Origin of the sequence: Marinifilum sp. D737, from assembly GCF_026672275.1 — a bacterium.
Taxonomy (GTDB): Bacteria; Bacteroidota; Bacteroidia; order Bacteroidales; family Marinifilaceae; genus Marinifilum.
This window is the reverse complement of record NZ_JANQCD010000014.1, coordinates 83,814-108,323: the sequence shown is the minus strand read 5'-3', so window position 1 is coordinate 108,323 and position 24,510 is coordinate 83,814. Positions and strand designations below refer to the sequence as shown.

The 24,510-nt window shown below is 36.3% G+C and carries 19 protein-coding genes; 5 read left to right on the top strand and 14 right to left on the bottom strand.

Features of this window, described 5'->3' with window-relative positions; genetic code table 11:
* Together NQ163_RS10395 and NQ163_RS10390 are read right to left on the bottom strand one after the other, a co-directional pair.
* On the bottom strand, nucleotides 1-702 hold the full coding sequence (locus NQ163_RS10395) for a 16S rRNA (uracil(1498)-N(3))-methyltransferase (protein WP_268190271.1): 702 nt from the start codon (nucleotides 700-702) through the stop codon (nucleotides 1-3).
* Between the two features lie 51 nt (nucleotides 703-753).
* Nucleotides 754-1,947 (bottom strand): Pycsar system effector family protein, encoded by a 1,194-nt coding sequence (locus NQ163_RS10390; RefSeq protein WP_268190270.1) that lies wholly within the window; start codon nucleotides 1,945-1,947, stop codon nucleotides 754-756.
* Between the two features lie 173 nt (nucleotides 1,948-2,120).
* Between NQ163_RS10390 and NQ163_RS10385 the strand changes: the two genes are divergently transcribed.
* From NQ163_RS10385 to NQ163_RS10375, 3 genes are all read left to right on the top strand, one after another.
* On the top strand, nucleotides 2,121-3,050 hold the full coding sequence (locus NQ163_RS10385; protein ID WP_268190269.1) for an SdiA-regulated domain-containing protein: 930 nt from the start codon (nucleotides 2,121-2,123) through the stop codon (nucleotides 3,048-3,050).
* Between the two features lie 44 nt (nucleotides 3,051-3,094).
* Nucleotides 3,095-6,700: a BamA/TamA family outer membrane protein gene (locus NQ163_RS10380; protein WP_268190268.1), complete on the top strand. Its 3,606-nt coding sequence runs from the start codon at nucleotides 3,095-3,097 to the stop codon at nucleotides 6,698-6,700.
* A gap of 194 nt (nucleotides 6,701-6,894) precedes the next feature.
* Nucleotides 6,895-9,258, top strand: a complete 2,364-nt coding sequence (locus tag NQ163_RS10375; RefSeq protein ID WP_268190267.1) for a type IA DNA topoisomerase — start codon at nucleotides 6,895-6,897, stop codon at nucleotides 9,256-9,258.
* Between the two features lie 57 nt (nucleotides 9,259-9,315).
* On the opposite strand, the gene NQ163_RS10370 is transcribed toward NQ163_RS10375, so the two are convergent.
* From NQ163_RS10370 to NQ163_RS10340, 7 genes are all read right to left on the bottom strand, one after another.
* Entirely contained in the window at nucleotides 9,316-9,678 is a 363-nt protein-coding gene (locus tag NQ163_RS10370; protein WP_268190266.1) for a four helix bundle protein, read from the bottom strand.
* Nucleotides 9,679-9,746: 68 nt separating this feature from the next.
* A complete protein-coding gene (locus tag NQ163_RS10365) occupies nucleotides 9,747-10,247 on the bottom strand; it encodes a SixA phosphatase family protein (RefSeq protein ID WP_268190265.1) in 501 nt (166 codons plus the stop codon).
* A 32-nt stretch (nucleotides 10,248-10,279) separates the two neighbouring features.
* Entirely contained in the window at nucleotides 10,280-12,385 is a 2,106-nt protein-coding gene (gene ppk1 / locus NQ163_RS10360; RefSeq protein ID WP_268190264.1) for a polyphosphate kinase 1, read from the bottom strand.
* A 169-nt stretch (nucleotides 12,386-12,554) separates the two neighbouring features.
* Nucleotides 12,555-12,884, bottom strand: coding sequence for a hypothetical protein (locus tag NQ163_RS10355; RefSeq protein WP_268190263.1), 330 nt, complete (start codon nucleotides 12,882-12,884; stop codon nucleotides 12,555-12,557).
* A gap of 237 nt (nucleotides 12,885-13,121) precedes the next feature.
* Nucleotides 13,122-13,580: a hypothetical protein gene (locus NQ163_RS10350; RefSeq protein WP_268190262.1), complete on the bottom strand. Its 459-nt coding sequence runs from the start codon at nucleotides 13,578-13,580 to the stop codon at nucleotides 13,122-13,124.
* A 17-nt stretch (nucleotides 13,581-13,597) separates the two neighbouring features.
* Nucleotides 13,598-14,050 carry a hypothetical protein gene (locus NQ163_RS10345; protein ID WP_268190261.1) on the bottom strand — a complete coding sequence of 151 codons (453 nt, stop codon included), beginning with the start codon at nucleotides 14,048-14,050 and terminating at the stop codon, nucleotides 13,598-13,600.
* A 3-nt stretch (nucleotides 14,051-14,053) separates the two neighbouring features.
* Entirely contained in the window at nucleotides 14,054-14,296 is a 243-nt protein-coding gene (locus tag NQ163_RS10340; protein ID WP_268190260.1) for a putative signal transducing protein, read from the bottom strand.
* A gap of 567 nt (nucleotides 14,297-14,863) precedes the next feature.
* Here NQ163_RS10340 and NQ163_RS10335 point away from each other — a divergent pair.
* Nucleotides 14,864-15,061 carry a YwbE family protein gene (locus NQ163_RS10335; protein WP_110361774.1) on the top strand — a complete coding sequence of 66 codons (198 nt, stop codon included), beginning with the start codon at nucleotides 14,864-14,866 and terminating at the stop codon, nucleotides 15,059-15,061.
* 358 nt (nucleotides 15,062-15,419) lie between these two features.
* Here NQ163_RS10335 and NQ163_RS10330 read toward each other — a convergent pair whose 3' ends face one another.
* From NQ163_RS10330 to NQ163_RS10310, 5 genes are all read right to left on the bottom strand, one after another.
* A complete protein-coding gene (locus NQ163_RS10330; RefSeq protein WP_268190259.1) occupies nucleotides 15,420-19,892 on the bottom strand; it encodes a hypothetical protein in 4,473 nt (1,490 codons plus the stop codon).
* Nucleotides 19,893-20,022: 130 nt separating this feature from the next.
* Entirely contained in the window at nucleotides 20,023-20,865 is an 843-nt protein-coding gene (gene prmA / locus NQ163_RS10325; protein WP_268190258.1) for a 50S ribosomal protein L11 methyltransferase, read from the bottom strand.
* 104 nt (nucleotides 20,866-20,969) lie between these two features.
* Entirely contained in the window at nucleotides 20,970-21,725 is a 756-nt protein-coding gene (gene tpiA, locus NQ163_RS10320) for a triose-phosphate isomerase (RefSeq protein WP_268190257.1), read from the bottom strand.
* Between the two features lie 8 nt (nucleotides 21,726-21,733).
* The gene (locus NQ163_RS10315) at nucleotides 21,734-22,972 is read right to left on the bottom strand and encodes a BT_3928 family protein (RefSeq protein ID WP_268190256.1); all 1,239 of its coding nucleotides are present in this window, start codon (nucleotides 22,970-22,972) and stop codon (nucleotides 21,734-21,736) included.
* A gap of 16 nt (nucleotides 22,973-22,988) precedes the next feature.
* Nucleotides 22,989-23,531, bottom strand: a complete 543-nt coding sequence (locus NQ163_RS10310; RefSeq protein WP_268190255.1) for a DUF1599 domain-containing protein — start codon at nucleotides 23,529-23,531, stop codon at nucleotides 22,989-22,991.
* A gap of 139 nt (nucleotides 23,532-23,670) precedes the next feature.
* Between NQ163_RS10310 and folP the strand changes: the two genes are divergently transcribed.
* A complete protein-coding gene (gene folP, locus NQ163_RS10305; protein ID WP_268190254.1) occupies nucleotides 23,671-24,504 on the top strand; it encodes a dihydropteroate synthase in 834 nt (277 codons plus the stop codon).
* The last annotated feature ends 6 nt before the right edge of the window (nucleotides 24,505-24,510 follow it).

The following is a 24,510-nucleotide window of genomic DNA, read 5'->3' as shown; positions in this document are numbered from 1 at the left end:
TTAATAGTTTGCAAGACTTACGATATTGCAAGCAACAACTCCTGCTGTTTCGGTTCTCAAGCGACTTTCGCCAAGGGATATTTCCTGAAATCCATTTGCCTTGGCCAATTCAACTTCTTCGGGACTAAAATCGCCTTCAGGACCAATTAATACCAAACATTTTGCTTTGGGCTTGCATAATTGTTTAAGGTGAGTTTTTTCTCCAGGATTACAATGAGCTATGAATTTATCACCCTCGAAATCAGAAGTTACCAAATCAGCAAATTTGGTCAAGTTGTTTAGTTTTGGATGATATGCTTTTAAAGATTGTTTCACAGCAGAGGTAATTACTTTAAAAAGCCTATCGTGTTTTACCACCTTACGTTCCGAGTGAGAGCTCAAAAGTGGCGTAAACTCACTTGTACCAATTTCTGTACATTTTTCAAGAAACCATTCGGTTCTGTCGATATTTTTGGTTGGAGCCAAAGCCAAGTGTAGCTCATAATCCAACTTGCCAAACTCTTCTTTCTTTTCAATACATTCAACAGTACATCGTTTGGGATGTGCGTCGATTATTTTAGCCGTGAATAGTGTTCCTTTTCCATCAATCAAATGAATTTCATCTTCTTCTTTCAACCTTAAAACACGAACACAATGCTTCGACTCAACTTCATCAAGTTGATAATACTGATCTTTTATATCTGGAGTGTAAAATAAATTCATATTAAACTGCGCTTGTTAATTGGGCTGCAAATTTAGGCTTTGTTCAGTTATTTACCACATTAATGGCTGATATATTGCAGCCAAAATAAAGGCAGCCACAGATAATATTAACCCGTACATGAAAATGGTATAGGAAATTCTTAAAAAGCGATACTTTTTACCCAACACTTTCCCCAAGTAGTACTGATCTTTAATCAAACTGTCATACAATTCATCGTAATCAGTCATCATTCCTTTTAAGGCTTTTGAATAAATTCCCAAATCCATGTCGTGGAAATTTCCGAAGAAAAGAAGGTTTACTCTTTTCTTTTTTACATCTTCCTCCGAGAATTTACCATCGGTAACAATAGGACGTGTTGCCATAACCGAATAGGTGATGGTAACCAAACAAACAATCAGCAAAATAATACAAGGAATAATGAAATGAGGAACATCCATTATATTCTTAAAAATAAAGAAGATTGCCGATATGATGATGGAGTTAACGGAGATCATTAAGTTGGCCTTGCTGTCGGCAATCGAACTAAGGTTAATTTGGTTTCTGGCAGTCACCTTAAACATAGTTTCAATACCTCTTTGAGGCATTTTCAGTTTTATGTTCTGACTTTCTAATTTCTCAACTTTCTCATTTAGTTTTCTCAGTTCTTTCTCGTGATATCCCTTGATTTTAGCAACTACTTTTTGGTAGTTCAGTTCCTTCTTTTTGGCAAAAAGCTTTTTACCATACTTGGTTTTGTATTTGTGGTTTTGCAAGAATACCAAAGTACCTTCCCAATACTCTTTTGGAGGAATTTCACGTTTGTATAAGGCTTGTTTCTCTTCACGCAATTGCTCAGAGCTTTTCATGTAACTCTTCGAAGCCAAATGATACAAATCAGCATCACATAGTGCATTGCAAACCGGGTTGTCGCACGGAGGATGAGGTATTTTTGTGTGAAGAATGGCTTGAGTGACCTGATCAATTTTTTCTTCAGGGTAATTACGAGCTTCTAAAAAAACTCTCGCATTACGCGCACTTAGTTCCTCATGATTTGAATGATCTTCATAATATCCCGAATCATGAAACCATGCTGCTAAAATGAGAATTTCTTTTTGCTCCTCGCTAAATTCTAATCCTTCACTAATTTTAATAGAATGCTTAACTACATTCTGGGTATGCTCCAAATTGTGATAAGTGTATATGGGTTTAATTGCATCTTCAATTAGCTTAGTGATGTATTTTTCAGCCTCCTGGATCATATTCATAATTTGAATTTTTCAGTTCTTGAGATATGTTTTTTGACTGAATAAATATAATCATTAAACATGAAATCTTTTTGTTAGATGAATATAAATGCTTCAATTGCCCTTTTTTTATTGGTATTTGAGGCTTATTTGTTAATTTTATGATTCCAATTATTAAAAGTTAGATCTTTCGTATGACAAAAATATTTCACACAATAATTTGCTTGTTTGCCCTTGTGTTTTTTCTTGAGGCATGCGCCCAAAAGAAAGATCAGAAAATGATTTATTTATCGGAAAGTTATGAAAAGTTTCCTTATGACATTTATGAACCAGATAAGAAATATGAACTAAAAGATCATTTGAGGGAAATATCAGCCTTAAGTTATTTTACGGAACATTCTCTTTTGTGTGTGAACGATGAAAAAGGAATTATCTATAAATTCAATCACAAGAAGAAAGAGGTCACCAAAAAATATGAATTCGATAAACCCGGGGATTACGAAGGGCTTGAAATGGTAGATTCATTGGTATACGTCTTAAGATCGGATGGGAGAATTTTTAAGGTTGATCACTTAAAGGATAAAAACATTCATTCGGTAAAGCGAACTACTCATTTGAATGCTGGTAATGATGCCGAAGGTTTGGGTTATGATCCTTCAACAAATTCATTGTTGGTAGCCTGTAAAGGAAATCCTGCACATTCCAATAAATACAGAGGAAAGAGAGCGATCTATGAATTCTCGATAGATAAAAATGAATTGTCGAAAGAACCAAAGTATCTGATTGACCAAGATCAAATTCGAAAAATACTGGAATTTGATGCTTATTCGAGATTTTCGGTAAGATTAATGGAAAACATTAACCCTTCGCAGGGAGATATTACTTTTCAGCCATCAGCTGTAGCAGTTCATCCTATTACAAAGAATTTGTATGTTGTAGGTTCTGTGGGTAAGCTTTTGGTGGTGCTTAATCCTAAGGGAAATATTCAAGCAATCGTGAAGTTAAAGCGTAAAATATTCCGACAGCCTGAGGGGATTTGCTTTGCACCCGATGGAACCATGTTTATTTCAAACGAAGGGAAGGGAAGCAAAGCAAATATTTTAAAATATCGTTTCAAACAATAATTGAAATCCACTTTTCGTAATTGATTTTATAAAATCAAAAATTTATGAGAAAGATATATTCACTTTTAAGTCTGTTGGTTTTTGCTTTTGCGGTTTACGGGCAAAACAATGAAACTCCAAATGCAAATTTACTAAAGCACTCTATATTTTTTATTGGAGACCTTGGTGAGGCAAATATTGTAGATGCCAATCTAAATATGCTGAAGGAGCAACTGAATCAGGCAAATGATAAGGCTACTCTTGTTTTTCTAGGGAATAGCATATCAAAAGAATATGCCAAGCAGGAAGTTGAAGATATCAGTATTGGAGATCAAAACTTAATTAAGCTTTTGGATTTGGCCAAAACTTTTAAAGGAGAAAGCATATTTATTCCTGGTGAGAAAGAGTGGAACCTGGGTCACAAAGGAGGTTGGGAAGCCATTATGAATTTGGAAACCTATATTGAAGATTATATTGGCAAGGGAGATGTGTTTTTACCAACAGGAGGATGTCCTGGTCCGGTGGAAATTGAGATAGGTAATGATGTTGTTTTACTTGTAATTGATTCTCAGTGGTGGTTGCATGTGGCAGATAAGCCAGAGGCTGAATGTGGATTTGAAAGTTCATCAGATTTTTTAATTCAATTAAGTGATGCACTAAAAAGAAATAAAGACAAGAAAATTGTATTGGCAGCGCATCATCCAATCTATAGTGGAGGAAAACATGCCGGTAATTTTCCATTTGTAGGACCAGTGGAGTTGTATCGTAAAATATTTGGAACTCCTCAAGATTTTGCATACCCATTTTATAAAAAGATGAGATATATGGGGAGAAAGTTTTCCAGGGTATATGAGAATCTTATTACGGTGTCGGCGCATGATAATAGTTTGCAGTTTACCGAGAAGGACAACTCATTTTTTGTAGTTTCAGGATCGGGGAGTAAGGCGGCATATGTATCTGATAAAAAGATGGATGTTGCTTTAAGGGAAATAGGTTTTACTCGACTTAACTTTTATTCTAATGGTGAAGTTTGGTTTGAAATTTGGTCAGTAGGAAAGGATGGTACTGAAGATGCTCGTCTTGCCTTCCAGCGCAAATTGTTTACGAAAACTATGCCTACCAGGGAAGACTTGGTAATAAAATATAAGGATTTAAATTTTGCAGATAGTACAATTACGGTTGCAGCGAGTGATTTGTATTCTACTGATAGCAAGTCGAAAAGGAGTTTGTTGGGAAACAACTATCGTAAGGAATGGGAAACGCCAATTGAGGTTCCTGTTTTTGATATTGGAACTGAAAAAGGAGGATTAAAAATTCTGAAACGAGGAGGCGGTCAGCAAACTCGCTCCTTGAGATTGGAAGCAAAAGATGGTAAGCAATATGTGTTGAGATCGGTTGAGAAGTATACAGAAAAAGCAATACCGGCAGCTTTAAAAGGAACGTTTGCTGCTAAAATTGTTCAGGATGGTATTTCAGAATCCTATCCTTATGCAGCCATTGCAGTACCTAAACTGGCAGATGCAGCAGGTGTTTACCATACCAACCCAACAATTGTTTATGTGCCAGATGATCCAAGATTTGGGATCTACAAGGAAGATTTTAAGAATGAATTGTATCTTTTCGAAGAACGTCCGAATGATGACATGTCGGATGCTGATAGCTTTGGCAATACCAAGGATGTATTAGGAACAGATAAGTTAATCGGAAAAAGATTCAAGAATGCAGACTTGGTAATTGATGAAACCGCTGTTTTACGAGCAAGATTGTTTGATATTTTCCTAAATGACTGGGACAGGCATGACGATCAGTGGCGTTGGGCTACTTTCGAGAAGGATGGTAAAACCATTGCAAGACCCATTCCTCGTGATCGAGATCAGGTTTTCTTTTACAGCGATGGTAAAATTCCATGGTTGATTCGAAGAAAATGGGCAATGCCAAAATTTCAGGTTTTCGATTCGATTCCTGAAAATGTGGTTGGTCTTGGGTTTAATGCTCGTTATTTCGATCGCAATTTCCTTCAGTCGAAAAGCAAACAGGATTGGGTGGATATGGCCAATGAACTAAAGCTGAAATTGACCAATGAAATTATAGAAAGTGCAATAAAAGATCTGCCCAAAGAGGTTTATGCTATTTCTGCCGGTGATATTGTGGCAAAATTGAAATCGAGGAGAGACCTTTTGCCAGAATTGGCTGTTGAGTTTTACAATTATTTGGCACAGGAGGTTGATATAGTCGGTACAAACGGGACAGAGGATTTTGATGCAGAGTGGGATGAGGATGGAAACCTACATGTTAAAGTTCGTCGTTTGAGTAAAAAAGGAAATAAGAAAGAAAAACTTTATGACCGTAAATTCATGAAGGACGAAACCAAAGAGGTGCGCATTTATGGTTTAGGTGGTAAAGACGAATTTGATATCGATGGAAAATATTCGAAAGGTGTTAAGCTAAGAATTGTTGGAGGAACCGGAAAGGATAAATTCAAGATTGACAGCACACGAAAATCTAACGTGGCAGTTTACGATAAATCCAAAACCAAAGTAAAAGGGAATGGTGCTTTTAAAAATCGTCTGTCGAAAAATAAGAGTGTGAATGTTTATGATCGTAAATCTTTTAAATATGATATTGTTAGTCCTGCAGCTAATTTAAACTTCGTAAGTGATGATGGGCTTATACTTGGTGCCGGATTTAATATTAAAAAGCAAGGATTTAGAAAAGAGCCTTATGGTTCATTGCATAAAATTTTGGTGAATTATGCATTCATGTACCCATCGGCCCAAATTAAGTATTCGGGCGAAATGATTGGTGTATTTAAATCATTGGACTTATTGGCCAAAATAGATTACAATACTCCAAATTTTCAAGGATATTACTTTGGGCTTGGAAATGAAACAGAAGCCGCTAAAACAGGGGATAAAGATTATCACCGCATTCGAATGGGGAGAACGCAATTGGACTTGCAACTGCGAAAAAATCTAGGTGCAAATCAGAGTGTTTCTTTTGGCCCATTCTTCGAACAGTTGGAATTAAAGGCAACTCCTGATAGATTTGTAACCGATTTTAGCAATTCGGATAATGATTTGGATCTGCTAAGCGATTTTGATACCAGAAAATATTTGGGAATAAATATCAAACATGAGTGGGATACACGAGACAGTAAGGTGATACCTTCTCGAGGAATGTATTGGACCAATTCATGGAGTTTTTATCGTGGTTTAGAGAAAAACGACCATAATTTCCAGAAAATGGAAACCGATATGCGTTTCTATACAAGCTTAGGAAGACCACAACGTAGTATTTTTGCACTACGAGTAGGAGCAGCTCACAATACAAGTGGCTATTCATTTTATCAGGCCAATAAGCTGGGAATGAAATCAAACTTAAGAGGATATCGACAGGATCGATTTGCAGGTGATGACATGGTATATCAGAATACCGATTTTAGATTTCGCCTGGCAAGGTTTACATCTTATTTCCTTGGTGGAGAAATTGGGGTGTTAGCTTTTAACGATTTTGGTCGTGTATGGCTTGATGGTGAAAGCTCTAGCAAATGGCATCATGGATATGGTGGAGGTTTTTGGGTTTCGCCTTATAAATTAATGGTATTAACTGCTAATTTTGGCATGTCGGAAGAAGAAAATATTTTCTCTCTTGAGTTTAAATATATGTTTTAGAAATAGAAAGTACTTGGAGTACTTAAAGTGCCTAAAGTACTTGTAAGTTTGTCATTTGAAACTCTTAATTTTAAAGAAGTTTGAAGTACATTTTGAGTAAAACTATGGTGGCTGTTGATTTTATTCAACTTTAGGCTCTTGTAACTTTTAGTACTTTTAACTTAAAATTTAATCATTAACTACTTAATAAGAATATGAAAGTTTGTATTGCGGAGAAACCAAGTGTAGCGCGCGAAATCGCCTTAATTTTAGGGGCAAAATCGAAAAGAGATGGTTATTACGAAGGGAATGGATATCAAATATCCTGGACTTTTGGACATCTGTGCACATTGAAAGAACCGCATGAATACGACTTGAATTGGAAATACTGGCACATGAACGATTTGCCTTTAATTCCTCCGCGCTTTGGAATTAGGGTAATTCCCGATACTGGCGTTCAAAAACAGTTCGACATTCTGGAGAAATTAATTGCCAATGCCGAAGAGGTGATAAATTGTGGTGATGCCGGCCAGGAAGGAGAGGTGATTCAGCGTTGGGTTTTGCACAAAGCGAAATGCAATGTTCCCGTTAAACGTTTGTGGATTTCGTCGCTAACAGAGGAAGCTATTCGTGAGGGATTTGAGAATTTGAGAGAAGGAAGTGATTTCGATCGTTTGTATGCTGCTGGATCTTCGAGAGCCATTGGAGATTGGCTGCTTGGTATAAATGCTACACGATTGTATACTTTGAAGTATGCTGGAGGCAAGTCTGTCTTATCCATTGGGAGAGTACAAACGCCAACTTTGGCATTGATTGTAAATCGTCAGAAGGAAATTGAGAATTTTGTTCCGCAAACATATTGGGAATTAAAAACCGTTTATCGCGATGTTAGTTTTGCAGCAACCAGAGGCCGATTTGATAAAAAAGAGGAAGGTGTAGCATTTCTGGATAAAATTAAATCAGAGCCTTTCGAAATTGTATCAGTTGAAAAAAAGAGTGGTAAGGAACAGCCTCCCCGATTGTACGATTTGACCTCTTTGCAGGTTGACTGTAACCGAAAGTTTAACCTGTCGGCAGAAGATACATTAAGGATTATTCAAACCCTATATGAGAAGAAGTTGACAACCTACCCAAGGGTTGATACTACTTACCTTTCGGATGATATCTACAAAAAAATTCCTGGAATTTTAAAGAAGTTAACACCTTATAAAGAATTTATTGATCCGCTTTTGAAGGAGAAAATCAGAAAATCGAAAAAGGTATTCGATGATAAAAAAGTAACCGATCACCATGCAATTATTCCAACTGGGGTTATTCCTTCAGGTTTGCGCTACGAGGAAAAACAAGTGTATGATTTGGTTACCAAACGATTCATTTCTGTATTTTATCCGGATTGTAAGGTAAGTAATACCACAGTAATGGGTAAGGTTACCGATATTGATTTTAAGGCAACAGGAAAGCAGATTGTAGAGCCTGGATGGAGGGTTTTATATGCCAAGGATAGTAATGTGGGAGAGGGCGTAATTCTGCCAGCTTTTGTGAAAGGGGAAACAGGAGAACATCAGCCTGATTTGGCTGAGAAACAAACCCAGCCTCCCAAGTATTATTCTGAGGCAACCTTATTGCGTGCCATGGAAACGGCAGGAAAACAGGTGGATGACGATGAGTTGAGAGAATTGATGAAGGAGAATGGAATTGGTCGACCTTCAACTCGTGCAAATATTATCGAGACCCTTTTTAAACGCAGATACATTAAGAAAGAAAAGAAGCGATTGGTTGCTACCGTAACAGGGACACAACTGATTGATACCATTCAGAATGAATTGCTAAAATCAGCAGAGCTTACAGGACAGTGGGAGAAAAAGCTTCGTGAGATTGAATTGGGAAATTTTGAGGTAAATCAATTCATGGCAGAGCTAAAGAATATGGTTGTAGGTATTGTTTGGGATGTAAAATCCAGAAAGAATATCAATGCCATTGAGGTAATTGATGAGGAGAAAGAAAAAGAGAAAAAGAAAGCTGAGGCTAAAAAGAAAAAAGCTGCTCCTGCTGAATTAGCTTGTCCTAAATGTAAAGAAGGTAAGATTGTTAAAGGAAAATCGGTTTGGGGGTGTACCAACTGGAAGAATGGATGTGAAATTAGAATACCATTCGAATATTGCGGCAAGAAATTAACCGATAAACAAGTGGAAGCATTGGTATTAAAAGGCAAAACCCCAAAAATTAAGGGATTTGTTGTTGATGGTAGTAAGATCACGGGAAACCTGGTTCTGGACCCCGATTTTAGCTTGAGTATTCTTGAAGAGGAAAAAGAAGTACTGACTTGTCCTGTTTGTAAATCGGGTACTTTACTAAAAGGGAATGCTGCATTTGGATGTTCAAACTACAAGAATGGTTGCAAGTTTATCGTGCCATTTGTATTTATGGAGAAGACACTGAGCGAAGCACAAATCAAATCTTTGGTAAAACAGCAAAAAACTGGATTAATCAAAGGATTTATCGATCCTCAAACCCAAGAGAAGGTGAATGGGAAATTGATTCTGGATAATCAGGGGAAGATAATATTCGGAAAACAGTAATCAGTGAACAATTAGTAGTTGCCAAAGAACAATGAAAAGGAATCGATGAACAGGGAATTAATTGTTAGTTATGTTAATTCTACTTGTTTTAAGAATTGAAAATAGTATTCTGGCAATTTCATCAGTTGGTAAGTATAAATTATCGAAATCAGTTTTTCCAATTAATTTTACTTCTAGTAATAATTCTAACCAATATTTGGTTTCTAATGTTTCTTTATAGGCTATGCTCACTTTATTTGAGAAGTCAGCTTTAGAAATAGCTCCATTGGCTTCAGCAAGGTTTGCTCCAATTGAAGTTCCACACTTAAGAAGTTGATTTGCTAATTCAAACTCTTTCTGCTCTTTTTTTAGAGTTTGACAGAAAAGAACAACTTTCGAAGCTAATTGGAAAGCTTTTTTATATGCAATGCTCTTATTCACAGAAAACTCTTAATTTTGATTACTGATTACTGATTACTGATTACTGATTACTGATTACTGATTACTGATTACTGTTTGTATTTTTTCGGGAATTCGTAAAGGCAAACCTTACCCGATCGAGCTTCAACGTCCTTCCAGTCGTTAATATCGAATTCAATGCCTATAACGGTGCAAGTGGGTACATATTGGTAGAACTCAATACTTAAATTAAAGGCCAGGTATTCAATGCTTGGGTTGTGACCAAAAATCATTACTGATTCGTTCTCGTTGCCGTATTGATCAAGCATTCCTAAAAACTCGTGCGTGGTAAAACCATCGTATAGCTCATCCAATTGTACTATTGATTCTTGCTGATAATTTAAAATATCAGCAAACAAACGGGCGGTTTGAATTGCCCTGTTTGCCGTACTCGATATTATTAAATCAGGAATGGCATCTTTAAGCAGTAACTTATTTGCAATTAAGTTTGAATCGTTAATTCCACGTTCTTTCAAATTTCTTTGAAAATCAGTTATATCATATCTAATTACTTCTGTTTTGGCATGTCGTACCAGAAATAAACGTTTCATAGTTTTGGGCTTTAAGTTACTGTGTTTTTGTTCTATTCTTTTACCGATTCTTTTTCCTTCTGTGATTTTTCCTTTTCTTTTAGGAATTCAGCAATGGCAATTTGTGATCTCACTTCAGCTTCGCCATCCAATCTTTCTACCGGAACATTATCAAGCTTGCCATTAAGGTAACGAGCACTTACGTTATCAGATAGCTGTAGCTTTAAAATGTGAATGATTTCATTTTTAATATCTGCATCATGAATTGGAAATGCACACTCAATTCTACGTTGCAAATTACGGTTCATCCAATCTGCTGAAGAAAGGTATAGTAACTCCTTTCCATTATTGTGGAAATAGAATACCCTTGCATGTTCCAAAAACTGATCAACAATTCGAATAATTCTGATGTTTTTAGAATATGACTGTTCTGGCTTCAAGCAACAGATGCCGCGAAGTATCAGGTCGATTTTCACTCCTTTTTCACTGGCTTCGTAAAGTTTACGAATCATTTCACGTTCCTGCAGGCCATTCATTTTTAAAAGAATGTAGCCTTTTTTGCCATTTTTTACATTTTCAATTTCCTGATCGATTAGCCTGATTAACTCACTTTTTAGGTTGAACTGACCTACTAATAATTTGTTGAATGTGTAGCCAGGAGTTTTATTTTCAAGATAATCGAATAGCTGCTTCATCTCCTGAATCATGACTTTGTCTGAAGTTAAAAATCCATGGTCGGCATATATTTTAGCGGTTTTCTCGTTAAAATTACCTGTGCTTAGGAAGGCATAATCTCTCTTGTCATCTTTACGGATTACCAAGGCAATTTTTGCATGAACTTTAAGCCCTGGTATGCTGTAAATTATCTTGATCCCTGCTTTTCGCATTTCGCGGGCTGAACGCAGGTTGGCCTCTTCGTCGAAACGAGCTTTAACCTCAACAAAAACAGTTACTTTTTTACCATTGTGCGCCGCATTGATCAGCGCATTAACTACAGCCGAATTATCGGCAACACGATACTGTGTTGCCTTAATTTCTTCCACTTTAGGATCTAAGGCAGCCTCGTTCAAGAAACGGATAACGTACTTGTACGATTGATATGGAAAATGAAGAATTCGATCTTTCTTGCGAATGGTTCTAAAGATGGATTTGGTTTCCCCTTTTAACTCCTCAACACTCAGCGGATGATAGGGTTCCAATTCCAATTCAGGATACAGAGGATTAGGAAATCCAAAGAAATCCTGGAAGTTGTGATACCTTCCACCTTTTACCATATCATTTGGTTGCAGATCGAAAGAATCTTTTAGGAATCGAAGAAATCCGTTTGGTATCGATTCATCATAAAGGAATCGGGAAGGAGAACCTGTTTCTCTTTTTTTCAGACTTCTTTCAATCATATCAATCAAATCGCCTGAATATTCATCCTCAATTAATAAATCGGCATCGCGGCTGAGTTTAAAACTAAAGCTTGAATCAATTTTATATCCCGGGAACAGCATCTTCATTCTTAGCTTAACGATATCGTCGAGAAACATGATGTAATGTTTACCATCTACTTCTGGCAGTTCAATAAAGCGTGGGAAGTGGTGACATGGAACTTTAATGATTGCATAACGAGCTCTGCGTTTTTTACTAGTTCCATTTTCTTCTTCCTTTTTGTGTCCTCTCTTAAACAGTTTAACTGCCAGGTAAACGGAGTTGTTCTGAAGGAAAGGTTTAATCTGCTGTTTTAGCAATAGCATTGGTTGTGCATGTGGAAGAATATTCTCTAAAAAGAAATCTTTCACAAACTGGTGATGTTCGTCGCACAACATTTCGTCCTGTACCAGAATGATTTTATTCTCTCGAAGTTCAGGAATAATATTACCTCTAAATACCTTTCCAAATTCAATTTGCTGTCGATCTACCTCGGCATTAATTTTCTTGAGAATTGTATCTGGATTTTCTCTTAAGTTTTTTTTGTCTTCCGGTGGAAGTTCGGTAAACCTCTTGTAAGTTCCTACTCGTACACGATAAAACTCATCGAGATTTGAAGAATAAATAGCGAGGAATTTTATCCTCTCATACAAGGGTAAATCTGGATTTGTTGCCACTTCTAACACCCGATTGTTAAAAGATAACCAACTTAAATCCCGGTTAAGGAATTGATATTTTGACATGTATTGATGTTGCTAATTGTGAAAATCTATGTCATTAAAAATAGTCAATTTTTTGGTTCTTTGTGTTACGAATTTGCGATGGATGAGGGGAAATTTTGCACTGTTGGAATTTCTTCTAGATCACATTAATGCCGTCTGTACGATAATACATCAATTGAGATTTATATTATCATTCGAAATATTTAACGCCCTTCCAGTTCTTTAGATTGTATTTGATGTAATTGCGAATACGCTGCAATGCTTTCTGATCTTTTATGATGTGATCGTAAAAGCGGGAATGCCATTCAAAATTTGGATTGATTTTGTGGGCTTCTTTGCTTACGATTGATTTGTATGATCCAATAATCGATGAGATGGTGATATTTCCTTGGTTTTGAAATCTTTTTCGCCCTGGATTTTGATCGGATTGGTTAGGGACAAGGCAATGCCTTGTCTGTACATTTTGCCAATTATAAGGATTATCAATCACCAAAATGCAATGAATATGATTGGGTGTCACAATGAATTCATCCAGAGGGATATACGGAAAATGATTAAGGTTTTCGTGTCAATATCCATCAGCCAATTCTCCTATTTCATTCCGGAACATTTTTTAATTAGCAACTTTGCCAAAGAAGTGTTTCATTTCGCAGGTGCAAATCGTAATAAAATATTTGCCATTGCTACCATAATCCCAATTTTGCAATCGGGTAGAATCGATTCTGTATTTGTTTTGGAATTTGGCAGACATTCTTGCCTAAGCGTTGATTATCTCTACTTCTGATTCTTTCAAAAAGGAGATTAATTTATCACATTTAATATCGTTTTTAAATTTGAAGTATGACTCAAAATCATTATTCAAAACAAATCTGATTTTGGTATTGCGTTTTGTCTTGGCAATGTATACCGTTTTGATATCCTCAGGCTTGAATTCTTTGTCGTGCATCTTTTTTGCTTTGCCGTATTTGATTATCAAATAGAATATAGTGAACACGCATAAAGAAAAGTTGAATGGATAAATAATCTGATCGAATAGATCTGTGCTATGGTAATGAGAATATAGACCAAAGCCACTAGAAAAGGATAGAAAACCAAATCCCATTATAATCATACCAATTAAACCGGGATCATTTCTTAAGCTAATCTTGTAATCATCAAATAAAAGTTCACCATTAAGGTTTGGGCGGCCTTTTAGTGTTATAATCGTAGATTTCATGGGGCTGATTTTAGCTTTTATAAGTAGGTTAAATTTACATCAGCATCCTTTAAAGTCTGAACCAACTTGCCTGAATAACGATCTTTCGTACAACCAATTTTGTAGGTGGTATTGTCATTTAAGTGTATGCTGATTCGTAAAGAATCAGCCATTTCACTAATGGCAACTTCTTTAATGTCTTGTGGTGCAAACTCGATGAGGTTAATTTTTCGGGCTGCTACATATTTAATCATTGAAAATATTCCAAGAGTAATTGCTATAAGTCCAATTATAATTGAAGCGATACTTATGCTTGATTCAATAGTAGTATCATAAATGTTGAAAGCACTACTTATTGTTACCAAAGACATTGCAATCGTACTTAGTAAGGCTGCCTTTGGATTGGTATGAAAAATGATTTTTTCATGATCGAACAGCAAATCACCATCTAGGATTCGCTGTCCGTAGATTTTTGTCATTAGTGAGTTCATTTTCTACTCGGTTTTGTTTTCAAGAAACTCCTCAATAATGGGTTTTGCGGTTTCTAAATCGCCACTCGATATGCAAAGCTTTACTGCACCAGCAGTACCTCCAGAGTGATGAGGAGCTATTATTCCTGTATAACCATCTTTAATGAAACTATTGATTTTGTGATCTTCCAAAATTGTCTTTAGCATTTCAACTTCCCATGAAAGTCCTGTGTATACTTCTATCAATGTATTTTCTGTATTGCTCATATGTGTTTCGTTTTTTATGTAGTCATATAAAGATAGTTTTATTGGAGAAAAATACAAATGAATTGAACGTAAAATATAGACTGTTTTAGAGGGTGGAATTGAATTGTATTTAAAATAAAGGTTTGTGTATGTGTTTGTTGTAAAACTAATCGATATAATATCAACTGTTACTTGATGTTAAAAAATGCAAAATACATAATTTGAATTGAATTTTTAGATTTATGTTGTGTGTTTGCTTGTGTAAGCCCCCAATTGTAATGATTGTGAGCTTTTTTATGAAGGAGTTTCGAAATCAGAGAAAATAGCTTCGAAATCTAACTAATGAATTGAAGATGTTGTTTATTGCATTTTGGCAGATTCATGACATATCCGTTTGATTCGAATTATATGTTTAGCATTTTTAAGATAATTGACATGTTGCCTGGAATTGCTTTGGATTTGCGATTTGATAATAGAGGAGATTGGGTAGAGACCGCATTGATGCCTCATTGAATTATTACCAACATAATATGATAATCTCCCAAAATCGCATTACATTTGTATAAGGGACTATTAAAAGCCAAGATTATGAACGAAGGAGATAAAAGAGAAAATATTAAACCTGGTTTGAAGGTAAAGATTGTTTTAAAAGAAGATCAGCGTAGCGGAAAACTGACCGAAGGCATTGTGAAAGATTTGCTGACCAATTCGGCTATACATCCACATGGCATTAAGGTGCGATTGGAAAGTGGGCAAGTGGGACGTGTACAGGAAATTGTGAAATAATTTTACTGCAAAGTTTAACCGTAAAGTCTAACGACTTAGGCCACTAAGGTTTTTCACAAAGACCACGAAGAATAATTAGATTTATACATTAAATAATAACGCCACATTCTAATAGAGTGTGGCGTTATTTTTAATTATAAATCATAGGATTGCAAAAATCTAGCATAAATGCTGGTTCTGCGATCAATCATTATTAATCTAAACCTTTTTATCCTTTGCGAAACTTAGTGAATACCTTTGAGCATCCTTTGTGGTTAAGCTTTTGTTTTCACTTTGTGTTCCTTTGTGAAAGCCCTTCGTTTACCTTTGTGGTTTATCTTTTTAATCTTAACAGATCATGATCATCTGCGTTTAAATTTTATTTAAAATTCATGCGCTTCAAGAACTTCGTCTTTTTAGAGCGTTGTGTAATGATGTAGGAATAAGGATTCTTTTTCAACGGATCTTTAAACTCACGTTTGTCTTCTTTGGTCTCGGTAACAATGGTGTTGAACTCACCATTCGACGATCGCACAAACATTACCCCATGATGGTATTGGAAGAAATACCAGGTTGATTTATCGATTTCAAGATAAATGGTAAGTTTATTCCCACTTCGTTTTTTATCGAGCTCTACCTTGCCTTTAACGCTCTTGTTGATTTGCTTGCCGTTGATGTTTCCTATTCCGATATCACCAATCGAATGGTAGGCTTTTGTTTCCTTATCCCAAATAAAATCGAGGTTGTTAAAGTAAATGGTATGCTTCAATTCCTTCGGTAACTCTTTGTATATGCCATTCTCATTGCGTGCAAGCATTGCCTTTTCGGCTTTGGCTTTGCCCATGATTTCGGCAATCTTTTTGGTGTAATTCTTTTTGTTGAGCTTACTGATTGCCACAGTGGCATTGGCAAAGTCGTTTTCCATGATTTTCATGGCCTGATCGTTCATAAAGAAATCAACACCATAAATAAGGTCTAGTGTAACGATATTGCTGCTTAAATCGTGCTCAATATTACCCGAAGCTACCTGCTTGATTTGCCCCAATTCTGCACCTAAATCTACTTTACCTTCTCCTTTTATATTGCAGTTGTTTTGGTAGAAAGAAATCATGCTACCCTGTACATTCGGATCTCTTAGTTTGTCTTTTCCTGCAATTTGGTAGGCTTGTAGCTTTTCGTTGTAGGTAAGATATCCCTTGGCATCAAGCAAAACATTATCGGTATAGAAAATTCTTCGCGATAGGAATGACGAATAGATGTGAATGGAATCGTTGGTCAGGAAGAAGGAGTTATATAGTTTCAACCTGTCATCGTCTATGGCATGAAGATCTACAGGGATCAATATCTCATTTGGATCGATTTTCGATTTAAAATCCAACCAATTGTCTTTAATCTGTCCGCATTTGTTGTGTATGTGTGCCTGACCATCAAAAAACAGGGCAGAATCTCTGGCTTCCAACTTCACTTTTCCTTTGTAATCAAAATGAGGACTTAGGGTAAAAGCTTTTTCTTCCGTGATATTTCCCATGGCAATGGTTTGGCCTGTGGAATCAACATCAATTACATCGAAAGTGAGCAGCTGCTCTTTGTTATCCGCAGTTTTGTAGATATACGATCCCGATCCCGAATAGGAGTTTTTGCCATGCACATTAATGGTAGCATCGTAAATTCGGTGGAATTGGTTGATGGTATCGGCTATTACTTCTGTATTTCTAAAAGTCTCCATTCTACCACCTTTTGCAATGTTCACATTACCACTATCCGGATAAAGTTTAGCATCGGCCACGTTTATGCTCTTTACAAATTTGGCCGAAATGGTATTGTCCATGGCATCGTAACGGGCAAGTGGAGTTATAAAACTCAGCGAGTCTTGTTTTGGATCGATGGAAACAAATGTATTGAGTGATTTTTTATCCAAATCACCAATTTTTCTTGTTCGCCAAAGCGCTGCAAGTGTTGCTTCATCTTCTTTCCCAAAATCGATCATCTGCTCATCCATATACCATTTAAAATTGTTGATATAACTCATGTAGCGATTATCGGGAAAGATACTTTTCTTGTTGGTATTGGTATTTTCGAAAGCTCCTGTTCGGCTCACAAAATCGATGTTTGCATTAACTGATTCGGTTTCGAAAGAGTAGCCGGTTGAATCGGCATTTAAGATTTTAAAACTTGCCGAATCGGCTAAAATGTTTTTACGATTGTAGGTAAAATAATCCGATTTAATTTCGGCATTCACCAACTCCATATTTCCCATTCCGGTGATTCCGTTTGGTGTTATTTTAAGCGTTCCCGATAAGGTGGCCAGTTTTTGATACATGTCAAGTGGCAAGGCGCTACTCTTCACATACATTTCATCTTTGTATGGGAACCACTGAACGTAAATCTGCTTCCCGTTTATTTCAGGGTTGTTCATTTTGGTATCGTGTTCCTTCAATTCGAAACTTTCGGCATTGGTATGCATTTCTTCAGGTCGGAAGATGAAATCACTCGATTTGGTTTCGGATACCAAATAGTTCACCGTTCCACTACCTCTTAAACCTTGGTTCGAAAGGAAAACCGTATCGGTAAAAACACCTTTGTCGTAGGCAGAGAATCCATTTGCTGGTGTGATATGTTCGAATCCCAACGAGTTGTCTTCTCGAATGGTTAAAGGCTCTCTAAAGGTTGGGAAAATGCTGTCGGAGACAAAAGTTCCTGCCAGTTCAATATCAGAACGATCGAAATTATTAATGTTCGTGATGGTGTAAGGATCTACTTTAAAGTAGAATTCATCGCGTTTGTATACGCCATCCTGAATATGTGGTTTGTCGTAGAAAACATAACTGGAATCAACACTATTGAAAATAGGGTAGTCGGCAAATTTCTTGTTTCCTGATTTGTTGTTCGGGTCGTCAATCAGCAAGTCACCCGAAATGTTTTCGACCACACTACCCAGCAAATTGGTGTATCTCTTCCCAAATCTACTTAAGGAATCCACTACCACATTCATTTGCAAGGAATCGATAGATTTTAGATCTACCTTAAAGTTATCGTAAGAAAAATCGAAGCCTTTACCATGAAGATCGATTAGGCCGGCCATTAATCGACCATCAAACTCAAAGTCGCGGTTCTTTTTCAGTACAATTTTGCGATGCTTTGGGAAAATCACCACATTCTGTGAATCACTTACTGCAATTTGGCGAACTCCATTAATCTGAAGATTCGAACTACCTATAAAATAGATGGCATCCGCTTCTTTGTCTTTGGTCTGTGTGGTAAACTGGATTACATCGTAATCCTGGCGTCCCATTCCACTCTTGATGTAGTCGTCTAATCGCTTTTGTAGTGTTACTTCATCGGTGTTCATGTTGTAGCTCACAAAGCCTTGAAACGAAAGAGTAAATAGTTGCTGACGAACCTGATTTACCGGCTTTTTAATGTAATTGGCATATTCTTCGGCAGTGAAAGTTTCCACATAAATGTAGTCGGCAAATTTTCTAAGCAGCACCAGTGGATTTTGCTCATCCATTCCCTGGATTCGCATGAATCGGTTCATTCTAAAATAGTTTGATGATTCGAAGTGTGCCTGACGCTTGGTAGCACCTTTCATCTTGGTAAAGTGCATCATGTTTTCATCCAATCGCCAAACCAACATGCCAAAATCCATAATCAGATTGTGGTAGTTGTTAAAATAGGGACTTTTTGAAATGCCTTCGCCATCGCGAAACAGGTTCAATTCTTTCTTTTCAGGGAAATATTTAAACAATAAACCTGGATGATAGATTCTACATGTATCAATTAAAATTTCAATTTTAGTATCCTTACCGGCAATTTGATCGTTTTGAAATGCAAAGTGTTCCGACTGTGCTACCAGGAAGAGGGTGTCATTTCTGGATATCTGAATTTCGGAAGGATGTTCAGGACTTCCTTTCCCGATAAATTTTGCACCATGAATTGCAACTCCACCTTTGTAATTTACATGTTCGTATATCTCGTGGATTTTAATTTCATGTTCGAACGATTCAAATCGTGGATACAGTGCTCTTTTAGGATCTTTAGTTCTTATGGCTTTCTCAATCAGACTTCCGTTTAGTGTTTTATCTGATAACTCAGGATTGAAATACTGCACAGTATCGATGCTAAATGTTGATTTAGAGGCATCGATATAATAGGAATCGAATGTGGCATATTCCGTATCGATATCTTTACCAGCTCGTTCCCAGCTGATTTTTCCATTGTTTCCTTTCCAAGCCTTTTCAAATGGGAAATAGATCCCCCTGGTGTTGTAAATGCATGAAGTATCCCTCTGTGCGATGCAAAGCAAATCAGCTTTATCAAATTCAATACTTAGTTTTTCATCGAATGTATATTTGAATTGAGCATTTTCTGCTTTCCACTCCACTGCGTACGATTTGTTTATGATACTGTCGTTTAGCAGGTGCTGAGTCTGAATCAAAAAATCCTTGCTTTTGCTCAGTTTTACTTTTTTATTGCTTACATGCTGTAAAAAACCAGTATGCCAGTTTGTAAAGTCGCTTGCACTTCTATTTTGCTGCTGAAACAGCATTAAGGTCTGAAAGTAGTTGTAAAAATCTGGAAAAGATCTTGCTCTTTTTTGTAAGAGGATATCGCTAATTTGATATATTTTTTGTCTTTCTTCCGGCCTCAGATTTGGAGATAGCCAGAAGGTTGGGAATTGTTCAGCAAATGCTTTGCTTTCCTTCTTTTTACTTGGGTGATCCATAAATTTTAGGAATTCTTCCTGGAATTGAATGGAATCGTGAGGAAATGATTTTATAGACTGTCCAAATACGTTGAATGAACAGAAAAGGGGAATTATAAGTAGTAAAGAACGAAAATTTAGAGTCATAGGTTTTGTTTTTGCCCAATCAGGAATTGTGATAAGGCAATTTAACAAATTTCTGGGAACAAATGATCAAACTCCAAATCCCAAAACTCAAAGAGAATTTGAAGTTTGGATTTTGGAGCTTGGAATTTTTTTATGCTTGGGATTTGATATATTTTACTGCCACCCAATTTTTATCTACTTTGTGACTGATGTATTTTAATCCATTGTTTTCGGCTTCGGCTTGAATGTGTGGCAAATCTTCAGTGTAAAAACCACTCATAATCAACTCACCGTTTTCAGGTAAACAAGCTACGTAATGCTTCATGTCGTTTACCAAGATGTTTCGGTTGATGTTTGCCAATACCACATCGTAGGTTTTGCCTTCCAATAATGCTGCATCACCCAAGAATACAGAAATGTTCTTGGCTTTGTTGTTCTTGATGTTTTCCAATGAGTTTTTGTATGGCCACTCATCAATGTCAATGGCATCAACTCTAACTGCATTTCTTTTCGATGCTAAAATGGCCAATAAGCTGGTTCCACATCCCATATCCAATACTCTTTTTCCTTCAATTTCAGTTTCAAGGATGGTTTGTACCATTAATGAAGTAGTAGAGTGGTGACCCGTACCGAATGACATTTTAGGATCAATTACGATATCGTAAGGAACCTTAGGTGTATCGGTATGAAATGATGCACGAATAACTACTTGATCGGAGATGATTACTGGTTGAAAATTTGATTCCCAAACAGCATTCCAATCTTGTGATTCAATGGTTTGATGTGAATAAGAGATGCTATGATTTGGAAGAAGGTTTACCGTTAATTCTTCCACTTTTTGCATATCGAAAAGAGGAGCCTGAATAAAAGCTTCAACCGTATCGTCGGTTTGGGTAAAGCTCTCGAAATCGATCTCACCAAGTTCTGCAATTAGAATGTCTGCAATGTCTTCATCAAAAGGAGTTATCTGGCATTTTAGTTCTATGTAGTCCATCTGTTTTATTAGTTTGTTTTTATTGTTGCAAGGTATGCTATAAGTGCAGAAAAAACAAAAGCCGACACTGCTTGTATCGGCCTTTATTTTATACTATTCTGTTCTTAGAATGCAGTAATAATTCCCATGAAGTCTTCTGCTTTAAGAGAAGCACCACCAATTAAACCACCATCTACATCTGCGTTTTCGAATAATTCTTTTGCGTTAGAAGGCTTACAGCTACCACCGTAAAGAATTGAAGTGTTGTTTGCAACCTCTTCACCGTATTGCTCTACTAAAGTTTTGCGGATGAAAGCGTGCATTTCCTGAGCTTGATCAGAAGAAGCAGTTACACCTGTACCAATTGCCCAAACTGGTTCGTATGCCAATACAACTTTTCCAAATTCTTCAGCTGACAAATGGAACAAACCTTCTGCGATTTGGCTTTTTACAACCTCGAAGTGCTTTTCAGCTTGACGTTCTTCCAAAACCTCACCAATACAGAAAATTGGAGCAAGACCATTTTCAAGAGTTAGGTTTACTTTTTTAACCAAAATCTCGTTGGTCTCACCGTAATATGTTCTTCTTTCCGAGTGACCAAGGATTACATATTTACTACCTGTTGATTTGATCATAGAAGCTGAGATTTCGCCAGTGTAAGCACCGCTTTTTTCGTCAGCACAGTTTTGTGCAGCAACCCCAATTTTTTCACCTACAACTTTATTCACTTCAGTAAGATGAATAAAAGGAGTACCGATAACAACATCTACATCATTGATCTCAGTGTTTTCTACTAGATCGTTGATTTGTCCAGCCAACTCAATACCTTCTTCAAGAGTATTGTTCATTTTCCAGTTTCCTGCAACAATTTTTCTTCTCATAATTGTAATCATTTTCTTGCTCTTGAACTTCTGCTCACTATAAAGAATAAACAGATTAACAACAGCAAAGTTGAAGTAATACTAATAAATACTAGTTTGATATTTAATTTTTGATGTTTTGAAATTGAATATGCTGCCAAATCACCTTTTAGTTCTTCAACAGCTGGGAAATCATTATAATGCCATTTGTCCAGAATGGTTCCGTTTTTAATCAGAATTAATCCCGGATTTGATCTGACAATTGTTTTCAACTGAATTTCATCTGTATTGTAAAATTCAATTGGTAATTCATGATTTGCTTTAAAATCTTCACATTCCTGAGTTCCTGATGCTGTTAATGCAATAAAGGAGTAGCCTTTTTCCAGAGCATACATCCACAGGTCCTTAATTTTTGGAAGACTTTTCTCATTCAGTTTATCAATTTCTTTTGATACCAAAATGAAGGTGTAATTCTCATCATGTAATACCTTATCGGTAATATCTCCCTCTGTTTCATTTGATATCGAAAAATCGTGAATAGGTGGCGTATAGCCTTCTTTAATTTTGATCTGTTCCGAGTCAACAAATACCCAAGTGCTATCTTGCCATGGATAATTGGTTTCGTCGAACTCTTTTACCACACCATCTTTCTCATACTTTAGAATACTTTTGTATTCGTCAGCAGGAGCACCTTCTGGAATAATCATTCCATCATTGATATTTGCCCCAATGTGATAGGGCCTAAAATCAATAATTGGCAAATGTTTGTATGAGTATACCGAAATCCAAATTGAGAATACAATAGAGAAAACTACAAGTAAGTTTTGTTCCCATAAAGGATATGATTTTTCTTTTTGTTTTCTGCCAAAAAATAAAATCAGTGTAAGTAAAAGGATAATTACATTCTTGCCAAATGTTTCCCAGTTACTAAGAATTAAAGCATCACCAAAGCACCCGCAATCAGTAACTGGATTGGCGATTGCCAAAACCAAAGTTAATGGCGTAAAAATGCCCATGAATATCATAGCACCCCATGCAGAAAATTGTTTTCTTGCGTTGAATACAAGTGCCATACCAACCGCAAATTCCAATGTTGACAAAAGAATTGCTAAAGGGAATGCAAGCGAAGTAAGTGCATCTAATCCAAATGCGGTAAAATAATCGGTGAATTTATAGGTCGATCCCATTGGATCAACTGCTTTTACAAATCCGCTGAAAACGAAAATTAAACCAACAATCAGACGGCTGAAAAATCGAATTAAACTCATTTGATTTTGGATTTATTTAGGCGTTTTCGAATTCAATTTTAATCAGACCAAAAACAGAATAATTAATCATATCAAAGTAATTGGCATCAATTCCTTCTGAAATGATGGTCTTTCCCTGGTTATCCTCAATTTGTTTTGTGCGATTAATCTTCATTAGAATCAAATCGGTGAAAGAACTTACTCTCATACTTCTCCAGGCTTCATCGTAATCGTGGTTTTTTGCTTCCATCAACTCTTTGGCTTCTTTGAAGTATTTTTGATACAATTCCAAAGCTTTCTCATGGTCCATTTCTTCATCAGAAGTACCTAGTTCCAACTGAATGATTCCCATGATTGCATAATTCACAATACCAATAAATTCTGAACGGATATCATCTTCAATTTTGCTAGTTCCTTTGGTCTCAATGCTCCTGATACGTTGCGCTTTGATATAAATTTGGTCAGTCATGGAACTTGGGCGAAGAATTCTCCAGGCAGTTCCATAATCTTGCATTTTTTTAGTGAAGATATCTGTACAGATGTCAATAATATGATTGTACTGTTGGTCTGTGTTATTCATAGTTTATTTAGAAATTTTCCCGTAAAAGTACTAAATAAGGCAAAGCCATGGTATTTTATTTTACTTTTGCTTGGGTATTTGATCAGTCAAATTGCTTATGCAAAATTAAAAAACTAATTGTTTTAACAGCGATATTCCTATGATTAAGTGTGGTAATCATTCAATAAATTTCGAAACTCCTTTGGTAATGGGGATTTTGAATATCACTCCAGACTCATTTTATGATGGTGGAAGTTATACCGAGGAGAAAACCATTTTGAACCGAGCGGAGAAAATTCTATCAGGAGGTGCAGATATAATTGACATTGGAGCCTTTTCTACAAGGCCTGGTGCTGATGATGTTAGCGAAGCTGAAGAGCACAAAAGAATGGCTCCTGCTGTAAAGGCAATTAGAAATGAGTTTCCCCAGGCAATATTATCTATTGATACTTTTAGGGCAAACATTGCAAAGAGAATTGTAAATGAATTTGGAGCATGCCTTGTCAATGATATTTCCGGAGGTACTATGGATGATAAGATGTTTGAAACCATCGGTGAACTTAAGGTTCCATACATCATGATGCACATAAAAGGAACACCGCAAACCATGCAGAAGAATCCATATTACAATGATTTGATGGGTGATATTAAAACTTTTTTTAAGGATAGGATCTTGAAACTTAACAATTATGGGGTGAAGGATGTGATTCTTGATCCTGGTTTTGGTTTTGGAAAAACATTGGAACACAATTACGAAATTGTAGCTCGATTGAATGAGTTTTCGGATTTTAAACTTCCTGTTTTAGCTGGTTTGTCACGAAAATCAATGATTTATAAATACCTTGGTGGTACGCCTGATTCAAGTTTAAATGGGACTACTGCATTAAATATGATGTGTTTGGAGAATGGAGCAAATATTCTGCGTGTTCATGATGTAAATGAGGCTGTTGAATGCGTAAAACTCCATAATATGATCAAATCACAATTGAAATAATAAATA

What these genes read in the sequence shown, in the direction of transcription:
- NQ163_RS10395 (WP_268190271.1), bottom strand. Translation starts at nt 702, where the DNA reads ATGAATTTATTTTACACTCCAGATATAAAAGATCAGTATTATCAACTT.
- NQ163_RS10390 (WP_268190270.1), bottom strand. Translation starts at nt 1,947, where the DNA reads ATGAATATGATCCAGGAGGCTGAAAAATACATCACTAAGCTAATTGAA.
- NQ163_RS10385 (WP_268190269.1), top strand. Translation starts at nt 2,121, where the DNA reads ATGACAAAAATATTTCACACAATAATTTGCTTGTTTGCCCTTGTGTTT.
- NQ163_RS10380 (WP_268190268.1), top strand. Translation starts at nt 3,095, where the DNA reads ATGAGAAAGATATATTCACTTTTAAGTCTGTTGGTTTTTGCTTTTGCG.
- NQ163_RS10375 (WP_268190267.1), top strand. Translation starts at nt 6,895, where the DNA reads ATGAAAGTTTGTATTGCGGAGAAACCAAGTGTAGCGCGCGAAATCGCC.
- NQ163_RS10365 (WP_268190265.1), bottom strand. Translation starts at nt 10,247, where the DNA reads ATGAAACGTTTATTTCTGGTACGACATGCCAAAACAGAAGTAATTAGA.
- ppk1 (WP_268190264.1), bottom strand. Translation starts at nt 12,385, where the DNA reads ATGTCAAAATATCAATTCCTTAACCGGGATTTAAGTTGGTTATCTTTT.
- NQ163_RS10350 (WP_268190262.1), bottom strand. Translation starts at nt 13,580, where the DNA reads ATGAAATCTACGATTATAACACTAAAAGGCCGCCCAAACCTTAATGGT.
- NQ163_RS10345 (WP_268190261.1), bottom strand. Translation starts at nt 14,050, where the DNA reads ATGAACTCACTAATGACAAAAATCTACGGACAGCGAATCCTAGATGGT.
- NQ163_RS10340 (WP_268190260.1), bottom strand. Translation starts at nt 14,296, where the DNA reads ATGAGCAATACAGAAAATACATTGATAGAAGTATACACAGGACTTTCA.
- NQ163_RS10335 (WP_110361774.1), top strand. Translation starts at nt 14,864, where the DNA reads ATGAACGAAGGAGATAAAAGAGAAAATATTAAACCTGGTTTGAAGGTA.
- NQ163_RS10330 (WP_268190259.1), bottom strand. Translation starts at nt 19,892, where the DNA reads ATGACTCTAAATTTTCGTTCTTTACTACTTATAATTCCCCTTTTCTGT.
- prmA (WP_268190258.1), bottom strand. Translation starts at nt 20,865, where the DNA reads ATGGACTACATAGAACTAAAATGCCAGATAACTCCTTTTGATGAAGAC.
- tpiA (WP_268190257.1), bottom strand. Translation starts at nt 21,725, where the DNA reads ATGAGAAGAAAAATTGTTGCAGGAAACTGGAAAATGAACAATACTCTT.
- NQ163_RS10315 (WP_268190256.1), bottom strand. Translation starts at nt 22,972, where the DNA reads ATGAGTTTAATTCGATTTTTCAGCCGTCTGATTGTTGGTTTAATTTTC.
- NQ163_RS10310 (WP_268190255.1), bottom strand. Translation starts at nt 23,531, where the DNA reads ATGAATAACACAGACCAACAGTACAATCATATTATTGACATCTGTACA.
- folP (WP_268190254.1), top strand. Translation starts at nt 23,671, where the DNA reads ATGATTAAGTGTGGTAATCATTCAATAAATTTCGAAACTCCTTTGGTA.